This is a genomic window from Legionella anisa, from assembly GCF_001467525.1.
In the GTDB taxonomy this organism is placed as follows: domain Bacteria; phylum Pseudomonadota; class Gammaproteobacteria; order Legionellales; family Legionellaceae; genus Legionella; species Legionella anisa.
The window spans coordinates 23,562-35,863 of sequence record NZ_LNXS01000054.1 but is presented as its reverse complement, the minus strand read 5'-3'; the positions used below and the strand labels follow the sequence as shown (position 1 = coordinate 35,863).

Genomic DNA, 12,302 nt, shown 5'->3' with positions numbered 1-12,302 from the left:
GCAAATATTGGCCATACTTTAAGTGCTGCAGGAATGGCTGGATTTATAAAAACTGCATTATGCAGTTACCATCATTGCTTGTTGCCTCAACCAGAGCAAGTGACGCCAAATCCTCGTTATGACTTTGCCAATTCACCTTTATGTTTGTTGAATAAACCTCAATTTTTAGAGACTCAACAAACCCATTATTTTGGTGTCAGCGCTTTTGGTTTTGGTGGAACGAATGCCCATGTCATTTTCTCGAGTATGATGCAGCAAAATTCAGTCGCTTTGCGAGATGAAGACCAGTGTTCAGAAACAATGGATGAATTTTTTGATGTCGAACGTATTTAAAATTAAATTAACTGCAGATAATTATCTGGTTGCAGACCACCGTATTGATGGGGTGCGCGTGTTACCTGGTATTGCCTATTTGGATATTATTGCTCGCTGTTTTGAGTCTGAGTGTTTTGAGCTCACACAAGTTACCTATCCTCATGCCGCCAAAGTGCTCGAAGGTGAAACGATTCTCTTGTCTGTTGTTTATGATTCACACTACCAAACTGTAGAAATTTATCATCAAGAGCATGATAAGAAAATTGTCCATTTTAAAGCAGAAATAGCGTTTAAAGTATCGGATTTGCCTGAATCAATTAAGCTGCAAAATGAAGAGACACAAATTCATTCAATGAATACCCTATATAGTTTGGCGCGTGCTTCATTTATTGAGCATGGTGAATTTATGCGGGTTAGTGGAACCACACAAATCAATGCCTCACCGATTGCAATGGAGTTGACACTGAACTCCAAGGCTCACCCTTATTTATCTCGTTTTTATTTACACCCAGCTTTATTGGATGGTGCTACGTTTGCCATAGCCGCATTGCATTTTGATGAAGTAGCACATGCAGACCCTGATATAAGTTATTTACCTTTAGGAATTGATCGGGTGAGTGTATTTGGGCGAGTGACAACGCCTACTTTGATGGTTAAAGCTGAGGTCATACCAACGCATCATGAGTCGTTAATTAAATGCCGAATTCATCTACTTACACCTGAGGGGCATTTAGTAGTAGCCGTTGAAGGATTAACGAATAAGCGATTTCAGCGCAAGCAGTTTGCGCAGCAAGTTATTCCGAGTCCTATGGATTCACTGCTAACTGTTTTTGGAGATACTCAGAACAAAATTACTGCTCTGATAAAGAATAATTTACAGGACGCTCCTGCTGTTTTAGAACCTCATGTTTCTTTTTTTGATTTGGGATTTGATTCCAGTAGTTTAATTGCTTTGGTCGATGTATTGGAAAAACAATTTAATTTAGAACTCTATCCTACTTTATTGTTTGAACAAAATACTTTGGAAAAATTATCAACGTATATTGATGCTCGTTGTTCCTCGCCCATAACAAGAAATCATGAAAGTATTCACCTCTTATCGACGCAACGAGAAATCGGTAGTGCAGGGCAGACTGAGCAGATATCAGAACAATTAGAGAATACTGACTATGCACTGTATATTCCAACAAAAAGTAAAATAAATCGAAGTATCGATAACAAACAAGTATTGCTCATTAATGACCAATATAATTACGACCAGGCACTTGAATTTTTGCAGGGGCAAGCTAAAGCAGATTGGGTTATTTACGACATCCGTTATCATCAAACTGAGCTTGATTTACAAGCAGTTTTAAATCATATCGTAGAAACTTTTTCCAAACTTGTCCGTTGGTCGCAAGGGGTTTTACCTCCTATTGTTATGGGGCTATCACCTAAGCAACAGAGTTTAATCCAATCTGTTTCTGCTTTATTTTCTTGCTTTGCTAAAGAATATCCTTATTTAAAATGTCTGATTTTGGTCAGTGAAGAATGTGTGAAAGATGATGCTGGCTCTTTGGCAAATAGGGATGGATGTGTATATCTGCATCAAGAAATGTTTTTTGCCCCATGCTACATCAAGCTCGATTTTGATTTTACGTTGAACCATTCAACGCTCAAAAAAGGAGGCAGTTATTTACTCGTTGGAGGCAATGGCGGATTGGGCCGCTTGCTCACTGCTTATCTGATTCAGACATATCAGGCTCAGATTCATATCATTGGCCGAAGTGATCAGATTGCTCCTGATCCACGAGTGACCTATTACCAGTTGGATGTAAGCGATGTTGAAGCAGTCCATGATTTTTTCAATACTCATGATTTTCCTATTGATGGTTTGTTTTATTTAGCCGGCGAAAAACATGATCGTTTGCTGATGAATATCCGGCCAGAAGATATTGAAAAAACGCTGCGATCCAAATTGGATGGGTTGCGTGTTATTCACCAAGCGTTACACCATAAGTCCCCAGATTTTTATTGTATTTATTCTTCTTTATCAGCCGATATTGGTAATCTTGGACAAAGTATTTATGCTGCGGCCAATGCCACTTTAAACACCTATGCTTATGAACAAGAACAATTGCGCCTTGCCGGGAAACAGTCTTCCCGATTCATTAGTATCAGTTGGCCTTATTGGTTAGAAGGTGGGATGGAAATCAATCCTCACCAATTACAAAAATTAAAAGAAGAATATGGAACCTTACCTTTAGAAACATCGCATGCTTTTGCATTATTGGAACAAGCATTTGACGCACATGTTCCCCATGTGGTGATTGCTAATTCTTCCTTGTTAGCACATCGTATCGTCAAATCACATGACTATCGATTCAATAGACTTCCTTCGAAACTCGCTGGGTCGAGCGGAATACTGACGAAGCAATTCGCCGATACAGTAGAGTTTCGAAATAAGTCTAATACATTACCACAATCTGAGTCACATGAAGTCACTGATCACGACATAGCGATTATCGGAATTTCATTACAATTGCCTGATGCTGAAAATTTGGAAGAGCTTTGGAACAACTTAAAAACAGCAAAAAACTCAATTACGAAGGTACAGAGAAATTGGCATTATATTCCTTATCTCTGGGGTGGATATTTGGAAGATATCGCCAGTTTTGATCCTTTCTTTTTTAATATCTCACCACGCGATGCCGCATTAATTGATCCGCAAGAGCGTTTATTTTTAGCAAATGCCTGGCATTGTCTCGAAGATGCAGGTTATGCCCACAGTAAAGAGAAAAATATTGGTGTTATTGCGGCATCGATGTTTCATCTTTATCAAAATTATGGTGTGGAACAATGTCAGCAAGAGGTTAACTTAAAACTTCCGCAATCTTCAGGAGCAAGTATTGCAAATCGTGTTTCTTACGCGCTGAATTTAACAGGACCAAGTTTTTCTTTAGATTCCATGTGTTCTTCTTCATTGACTGCCATTGATTTAGCGTGTCGTTATTTGGCCGATGATGAAGTAGATGCGATGTTAGTTGGCGGAGTAAATCTATGTTCCCATCCCTATAAATTAGCATCCTTGGTACAAAATAAATTCTTGTCTGCAACGGGTAAAAGCGCGCCATTTCAGGAACATGCTGATGGTTATATACCTGGAGAAGGAATTGTTGTGCTTCTTTTAAAGAAAGCAAAAAAAGCACTGGCGGATGGAGATTCCATCTATGCGTTAATTAAAGGATTAGCGTTGAATCATGGAGGCATGAGTAGTGGATTTACCGTACCTAATGTTCAAGCACAAGTGAAAGTGATTCAACAAGCTTTGACTCATGCGAAGATTAGACCTGATCAAATCGATTATATTGAGGCACATGGAACTGGAACCTCTTTGGGTGACCCTATTGAACTTGCCGCATTAAAGGAAGTATATGGTAACCGCTCTCTAAAAAAACTATTGTATGTAGGATCAATAAAAAGTAATTTGGGACATTTGGAATCTGCTGCCGGCATGGCAGGTATTGTGAAACTCATTGTGCAATTCCAGGCTCAGACATTAGCTCCTTCCATCAATGCTTTGCCATTAAACTCAAGATTAAATATTGATGATGTGCCAATTAAAATAAGCACTGAGTACTTACCTCAGCAAGAACTTCATTTTGCTGGGTTGAGTAGTTTTGGCGCAGGTGGAAGTAATGCGCATTTAATTTTACAAAATTTTTCCCATAATCTTTGTACAAGGCCCAAAACACAATACAAAAAACAGAAGTATTGGCTGTCTCATTCAGAAGAAATAATGCCGCATTGCTTTAAATTAGATATGGAGCTTTGTTCTCTTGAGCCGGTCATTAAGGCTGATGACATTTGCCAGTTAGATAATGGTTCTCAGCAGATGTATTTTAAACGCGCAACACCAGAGAGTTGCTTAAATAAAGCTGCAATTTTTCTTGACGAAGCAGGTAATGAATCAGAGCGCCTTATTGAATTACTCAATAAATGCATTTCTGAAAATCCAGAGGTTCAATTTATTTTTATTCATCAAAGTCAGAATCATTGGATGGAGTTACATGCTCTGATGATGTCCATACCCAAGATACTGAACCATTATTATAAGAATATTTTGATTCCTCATGTAACGAGTTTATCGAACTCTGAAGTAGTGAGTATAGTAAGTAACGAAGCACATCAGCATGACTACCGCATGATTAAGTATGACAGGGCAAGGTCTACTTTTGCTTTAAACTTAATTAATACGAATAGACAATCATCGCCACTAATACCTGGAACACGTGTTGTGGTATTAGGTGGTTTGGGCTCTATAGGATATCAATTTTGTCAGACTTTAATTAGGGCTGGAATTTCTCAGTTTGATATTATTGGACGAAGCGAGCTTGATCCGAAACGGCAACAAATGCTTCGCACTTTGGGAGGACAAGTCCATTACATCCAGCATGATTTTTCTAATTCTTACGAAGCTCATTCTTCTTATGATGTCATCATCAATTGTCTTGGGATTATGCCGGGTAAAAATAGATCGAATGAAGTGGCACAACGAAAACGACTACATCATCATTTAAGTCAATTCATTCAACATAATCATCCAAAAAAATTAATCAGTATTTCTTCTTTATCTGCTTTAGCTGGATTTAGCAGGCAAGCAGATTATGCGATTTATAATGCTTCTTTGCGTGCATTAAATGTTTATTGTAAAGAACATGTTTGTGTTTACTTACCTTTTGTGATGACGGAGTCAACTCAGTCATTGGATGAATTGAACTGGTTAACATGGAGTAAGAGCAACCAAGGTTTAGAGCCATTAAAGGCAGATGATTTAAATGTTATTTGCCAGCACTTATTAACGTTATCAGCAGGTGAATACATACCATTTCAGGGGAACCCCAAGCGATTTCATCACTATTTAACTCAAGAATGTTTTAATGTTCCTCTTCAGAAACTACATCAAAAAGTTTCTAGGAATAAAAATCATTCTTTATATGAGTTAATCGAATCAATCATAGGTATTTCTGCTCAGCAAATTAAATCAGAACAGACTTTTTATCAATTGGGGTTTAATTCATTGACACTTAGTGAGTTAACAGAGGCAATAAGCAAATATTATGAAATGCAAATAAATCCCAACCAATTTTTTGAATTCCAGACAATAGGAAAATTAGATGAATATGTGGCTATTCACTCCTCATGTAACCCGACGTTCCGCGGCTTGTCCGCGGAATCCAATGGTGATCTTGGAACCCTGGATCCCGCGGATAATCCCGTGAACAAGTCGTGGGGACGGGACGTCGACGAGGGGCGAGTATTTACAACAAGAGTTCCTGACTCTTCCTCATTAAATACGCTGGATCCAGCGTTATCAAATGTTGTCATTTGTGGTTATTATTGTTCTTTTGCTCAATGTCCTACCACAGAAGACTACTGGCACGCTTTGTTAGCAGGGAAAGATTGTACCCAGATGCCACTTAACGAGCGTTTTAATCATCAAAAGAATGACTCGCTGAAGATGGGTTTTATTGATCATTATGCAGATTTTGATTTTGCTTTTTTTGATTTGAATTTGGAACAAGCAAAATATATGGATCCGCAACAGCGTAAGTTATTAGAACTTTCCTGGCATATATTCGAGCACGCAGGTGTTTCACCGCACTCTGTAAAAGGAAATAGGATTGGGGTATTTGTTGCCATTCAATTTGATGACTATGCGCGTTTATTGGATCGCAGTCAGTTAAGTAATCTTTACCAGGTTACAGGTTGTGCAAAGACTTTTGCTGCAAATCGAATTTCACAGTTTTTTGATTTCCATGGACCAAGTGAAACCATCGATACAGCATGTTCGAGTAGTTTCTCAGCCTTGAATCGTGCAGTACAGGCAATTAAGCAAGGTGAGTGCGAATCCGCTCTTGTCCTCGGGGTCAGTTTGCTTTGCGATGTAAAAACACTCGAGTTAACTGCCCAGTTAAATGTTCTTTCGCCAACGAATGGCTGTCGGCCCTTTGATGCTCAAGCTGATGGTTATGTTAAAGGTGAAGGCTTGGCTGGTGTTTGGTTGGTGGGGGAAGATTTGGCGGTGGCACAAAAGTTACGTATCGAAGCCAATATAAAAGCAATTCAAGTCAATCATGGAGGTCATTCACAATCATTGACTGCCCCTAATCCTGTAGCGCAAAAACAATTGCTATCGCAAGTATATCAGGATGGAATATCGGTTGATGAAATCGATTATTTTGAAGCTCATGCTACCGCAACTCGTTTAGGTGACCCTATTGAATTTTCAGTCTTGAACGAGTTGTTCGCACCCCGAGTAAAACCACTTTATATTGGTTCAGTAAAGAGCAATATTGGTCATACAGAACCCGTTGCGGGACTCGCAGGATTGATTAAAGGATTGTTGATGCTCAAACATCAAATGATTCCACCTCAGGCAAATTTTCAGGAAGTTAATCCTTACATTCGACTTGCAGAGAGTCCATTTCATATTGCTAATCAAGCTGAACCTGCGTTGTTATCAACGATCGCAATTAATAGTTTTGGTTTTGGTGGCAGTAATGGTCATTGTGTTTTAGCGCGAAATAAGCTTTTACCACAACAACTACCTAATTTGCCTTATGTTCCTGTCAAATTATCTGCAAAAACGGAGGTTGCCCTGGAAAAAATGGCGGAGCGGCTTCTGGATTATTTAAACCCAGTGAACAATAACATCAACCTGACTCAATTGAGCTTTACCTTAAACGTAGGACGAGCTGATTTTGCCTGTCGTAAGCTTTTTATTGTGGCAAATATTAATGATTTGAGAGAACAACTAAAATATGGTTCTGATTCAATACTCCCTTCATATAATCACATTTTAAGCGGAGAAACGCTTCTTGAGTTACAACAGTCGCCCAGTCAACTAAAAGATTATTTAAATATGCTTTCGCATGCTTATCAAGCAGGCCAACTGATTGACTGGCAACGAATTTATAAAGGAATTAATGCCATTCCTCTTGCGTTACCTGTGTATCCTTTTGCGCCTCATTATTGTTGGTTTGAAGAGCAAGAGAAATTAAAACCAATGGCTTCAGTCACTGTATCGTCACCCATACGCAACACACCATCATCCCCGCGCAGGATGACACGCGGGTATATGGGTGATGAAATGATGACTGAGATTAAACCAATCAATAAAGTCATTGAATGTTATGAACCCATTTGGAGGAAAAAAACGGTTGGGTCTTTTGACCTTGATAACTATCAGCATATAGCTATTTTTTTGACACGTACGCAAGAGCAATCAGTAAAAAATGCGCTGCAACAAACACAATATAAAGGTGTGATTCGTTTTGTATTTGTCGATGCCCAAGATTCAGTAGAGCAGGGCATGCAATGGTTAAAAGAGCATTCTTGCGAGTTGATTTATTACTGTGCCGGGATGTGTCATGAAGAGATCAATACTGCTTCCTTACTTTATTCCCAACGCTATGGGATGGCTGGATTTTTAAATTGCGTTAAAAAGCTGGAAGAGCTTGGTTATAGCGAAAAAACCTTAAAACTTTATCTATTCAGTAATAATGCTTATGGATTAAAACAATCGACGATTAATCCCTATGCAGCAAGCCTCCATGGCTTAGCTCAATCTTTAAAAAAAGAACATCCATCTTGGTTTATTGAGTGTATTGATCTTGCTGATAATGCAATGAGCCCTTTCGCGTTTACTGTGTCTCATCAAGGCCAGGCTTATCCTTTAATTATGGCGGATGATGGAGTCTGGCATCGGCAGCTCAAAGCACTGAATATCTCTTTTAACCTTTCGATACCTCGTCATGAAGTGATTGTGATCATTGGTGGCGATGGCCAAGTAGGAAGGTATTTAGTTCCTAAGTTTCTTGAGCGTCAACCGCGAGCGCTAATTATTGCCAGTCGTAGTACGGTGTCGAGAACCGAAGGAATACTGCACTGGCGACGAGTGGATTGTACTGTTGCCAATGAAGTGGAGTCTTTAATCGACGAAGTGATTCAAAACTATGGCTCGATAGATTGCATTTATCACTTAGGTGCCTATTATGCAGAATCTCCAGTAACTTCATTAAGCTATGAAGAGTATGTGTCACAAATGAGTGTTAAGGTATTGGGGGCTTATCATTTAATCAATGCGTGTCGTCGCAACGGAGTGAAGCAAATTGTCATTACATCTTCAGTGCAGGTTTATACACAAAATAAAAACAGAGGGGCTTATTCAGCAACGTGTTTTTATGCTGATGCATTAATTAATGCATTGCATTCCGAGAAAACAAAAGTGGTGCATTGGGGATTTTGGCAGCAAGAAGATGAAGCCGCAAATCAACTGATGCGTGCTTCTGGTATTTCACCAATTACTGCAGAACAAGGTGATTACTCACTGCAATTAGCAACGTATTCGCCCCAATCCAACCTGAGTTTTTTCAATGTTTCCGAATCAGTTAAAGCGATGATGCCGATTTGTTCAGATGCTTTAGCTCAGGAAGCGGAGGAATTACTCCAATTTAATCAGGGATTACAGGAGTTAGAGCATTTCTGTTTTCATTTAATGAAACATCATTTACTCACCCATGGTGTTGTGTGGAGTCAGAATCATTTGGGGCAAGGTGTATGCAAAGATTATGAAGAATACTATTTTGCATTGATGAATTGTTTAAAAGATTTTGAGCAAAAGCATATTCTTGAAAATAAATATCAAATTAAATCCCTTACTGAATTACTGCACGATCATTTGCAATTAATTAAAAAATACCCACAAATCAAACCTTTTGTTCAGTTGCTCACCGTGTGTGCCGCACAGTTTACTGAAGTGGTCACAGGGCAAAAAACCATACATCAAGTGATGTTTCCATTTGGACGAGATGATTTAGTCCGTGCGATCTATCAAAAAAATCTTTTGGCAAGTCATTACAATCAAGCCATTGCTGCAGCAGTTAAGGACATCATTGCTACACGTCATAAACGAGTTGATATTCTTGAATTAGGAGGAGGGACTGGCGCTACTACGGAAGCAGTATTAACTCAATGTTCCGATCAGATTCATTATACGTTTAGTGATATTAATCCTCAATTTGTTGCCCAAGCGAAAGACTATTTCTCTCAGTATGCTGGCGTGGAAACGTGTATTTTAGATATTAATAAGCCTGTGATGAGCAAACAATTTGATCTCATTATTGCAAGTAATGTATTGCATACGGCAGATGATATTCGTCAATGTCTGATGAATATTATTCCACTGCTTCATGATGATGGAGTACTCATTATCAATGAAGCAACTGAAAACAGTTTATTTCTTGCGTTTACCTTTGGCTTATTTAAACAATGGCATGCACAAAAGGATGAATATCGTATTTCTGCAAGTGCCTTACTGAATGCACACACTTGGAAAAAACTACTCCTCGAAATGGGTTTTGCAGTGGATGTTTATGCTATGCCAAAAGAAATCAACCAATCGATCTTTATTGCAACATTAAAAACACGGTTTAGGTACAAGGAACAGATACAAGAAACGTTGATTTATCAAAAAGAAACTCAGTTGATTTCACCTAAAATTGCAAACACAGATAATGAATTATTGACACTATTAGCCAGACATGTAAATTGTTCCACGGCAACTTTAGATTTAAATAAATCACTAACACATTATGGTTTTGATTCATTAGCGGCAATTCATTTGGCAGAACAAATTAAATGTGAGTTAGAGATTAGCATTTCACCTACAGTATTACTTGAAAATGTTTCTTTATCGCAGCTCATTAATACTATTGAAAAGAAAAAGGAAGAAATTTTATGTTAAGTAATGAAGAATACACTGAAGTGAGGAAGTCACTGAACTTTAAGCGACGACTGACAAAAAGCCTCGGTTTCCTAATTGCTGATATTGTGTTGCTTTATGCCGCAGTTGTTTTCCTGGGGAAGAACAGCTTATTTTTTTATTGCTTAGGGGAAATTTGCCTGGCAACTTTATTTCTGCATAATTTTATTTTACTCCATGAATGTGGCCATAACACTTTATCCAGTAAATCTTGGTTTAATGTTGTTCTTGGTCATTACAACAGCATTTTTTGTTGTATGCCATTCTTTCCCTGGAAAATCATTCATGAAGAACATCATAAATGGACTGGTCATATTGATAAGGATCCTGTATTCGAATTATTGAAACAAGCAAAAATAACGAAGAAGCTACCTTGGATTTTTCATGTTGGCTGGAGAACTTTTATTCCGCTAAATGTGTTTTTTTTACATTTAGTTTATTGGACTTATCCTCTTAAACTCTTAAAACAAAAACAATTATCTCGAGTGATGTTCCGACAATGTTTGTTTTCAGTACTCTTTTTGTTTTTTGCTTACGTGCTCTTAAAATGGTGTTTCCCAAGCGTTTTAACCTTTAAAAATTTATTTCCAGCGATTTTAATTTATGGGGTACTCTGGGAAACGTTATCAACGCCACAGCATTTAGGTTTAGAACCTACCCAACACCGACCTACATTAAAAGAGCATGCTTTAACAACGCGTAGTACCTGGTTTCCACGATGGTTGCAACATTATTTATTTTTAAATTTTGGTTATCATGTGGAGCATCATTTCTTTCCAGCCCTACCTTGGCATGAACTGGAAAAAGCCCATTTGAAAATTAAACCCTTGTTAAACGATGAGTATCAAATGGTAACGGGTGGAATATGGAACATTCAAATGCGTCGCCAGAATATGGAGAAGGCGATTGGGGTTCATGATGATTAAAGTTTTGGAAAAAAATCATCTCGAACTTAGATCGTTTGAGGCTGCATTTAGTTTGGAGAAACAAATTGTTGTTGGTGATTTTACAGCAGAGGAGCGTACTCCGGGACACTATATTGATTATTTAGATTCAACAATTTCTTATGTCACTTTATGTGCAAAAAGGGATGTGAATTTGACGTTATGGGAAAGTCATACGCTGCTTGAACATTGTCAGGATAATTTTATTTTAAATGTTCATTTAAAATTGTCTTTTGACGATTTAGCCTCATGTATTGAGACGAAGCAGTTAGAATCTTGGTGCGCAAGAAATCATATTATCTTACATAAAGCCAGAGATGAAGCGCACTTAACTTATTATTTTAACTTGTTTGATACCCATCAAATCACAGGCGAACTGATGATATCTCCTGTTCTCTATTTTGATAAAAATCCATTGTTTACTCTTCAAGCGGATGGGGATGTGGTTTCTCAGTTATTAAAGACCAAGCCTATTGTTTTAGAAGTCAAAAAGAATCAAATCATTTGTTTTGATAAGTACCATTATCAAATGGCGTACTGCCCTGATTTTAATTTTATACGAGTTCATGATGTACATCGAAGTGATTAAAACCCAGCGATTTAAATTTATAAATTATTGTCCTGTTGTTGTGGATACTGAAAATAAAACCTGTATTTTTATCGATCCTTCATGGGAAAAAAGAAAATTTCAGGACTTTGTAACACAAAATAATTTACGAGTTATTGCTATTTTATTAACGCATCATCATCTGGATCATTCTCATTTGGCGAATTATTTTGCCAAATATTACGAATGTCCTGTTTATGTGAGCAGCGCAGAAATTGCGTATTATGGATTTCAGTGTCATAAGCTTAAGCCGATTTATTCTTTACAAAACATGATTAATATTGAAAGTTTCCCCAGCATTATTATTCATCAAACCCCCGGTCACACTTTTGGTGGCCTTTGTTTTCAAATAGATAATGCGCTCTTTACGGGTGATACTTTATTTAATGAAGGTTGTGGCTTTTGTCACAGTAAAGGAGGGGATGCAGGCATGATGCTTGATTCCCTGAATTATCTGAAAAAAGTGATTCCGGATGAAGTACTTGTGTATCCTGGTCATCGTTATCATCATGATTTGGGACAACGTTTTGCTGAAGTTAAGAAAATGAATATTTATCTAAACGTTGAAGATCGCAATGAGTTTATTCAGTTTCGTTCCAGAAAAACTAAAGGCTTATTAAATTTTAGGTGA

Annotated in this window: 5 protein-coding genes (1 of these 5 only partly in view); all 5 read left to right on the top strand. The window is 37.9% G+C overall.

The genetic code is table 11. The features are described 5' to 3' along the window. Tightly spaced (each overlapping or abutting the next), the 5 genes in view from Lani_RS16680 to Lani_RS16660 form a layout consistent with a single transcriptional unit that may run on beyond the window. On the top strand, positions 1-333 hold the final stretch of the coding sequence (locus Lani_RS16680; protein WP_019234881.1) for an SDR family NAD(P)-dependent oxidoreductase. 7,281 nt of this gene lie to the left of the window's left edge; 333 of the gene's 7,614 nt are visible here — the last part of the coding sequence; the start codon falls outside the window, past its left edge; it ends in the stop codon at positions 331-333. Next, a complete protein-coding gene (locus Lani_RS16675; RefSeq protein WP_019234882.1) occupies positions 317-10,102 on the top strand; it encodes an SDR family NAD(P)-dependent oxidoreductase in 9,786 nt (3,261 codons plus the stop codon). Before Lani_RS16680 ends, Lani_RS16675 begins: the two co-directional genes overlap by 17 nt. Then, entirely contained in the window at positions 10,096-11,046 is a 951-nt protein-coding gene (locus Lani_RS16670; RefSeq protein ID WP_019234883.1) for a fatty acid desaturase family protein, read from the top strand. Before Lani_RS16675 ends, Lani_RS16670 begins: the two co-directional genes overlap by 7 nt. Further along, positions 11,036-11,653: a hypothetical protein gene (locus tag Lani_RS16665; RefSeq protein ID WP_058388722.1), complete on the top strand. Its 618-nt coding sequence runs from the start codon at positions 11,036-11,038 to the stop codon at positions 11,651-11,653. Before Lani_RS16670 ends, Lani_RS16665 begins: the two co-directional genes overlap by 11 nt. Next, the gene (locus Lani_RS16660; protein WP_223499392.1) at positions 11,631-12,302 is read left to right on the top strand and encodes an MBL fold metallo-hydrolase; all 672 of its coding nucleotides are present in this window, start codon (positions 11,631-11,633) and stop codon (positions 12,300-12,302) included. The genes Lani_RS16665 and Lani_RS16660 overlap by 23 nt, the downstream gene beginning before the upstream one ends.

Coding starts and splice junctions, on each gene's coding strand:
- Lani_RS16670 (WP_019234883.1), top strand. CDS start 10,096: ATGTTAAGTAATGAAGAATACACTGAAGTGAGGAAGTCACTGAACTTT.
- Lani_RS16665 (WP_058388722.1), top strand. CDS start 11,036: ATGATGATTAAAGTTTTGGAAAAAAATCATCTCGAACTTAGATCGTTT.
- Lani_RS16675 (WP_019234882.1), top strand. CDS start 317: ATGTCGAACGTATTTAAAATTAAATTAACTGCAGATAATTATCTGGTT.
- Lani_RS16660 (WP_223499392.1), top strand. CDS start 11,631: ATGATGTACATCGAAGTGATTAAAACCCAGCGATTTAAATTTATAAAT.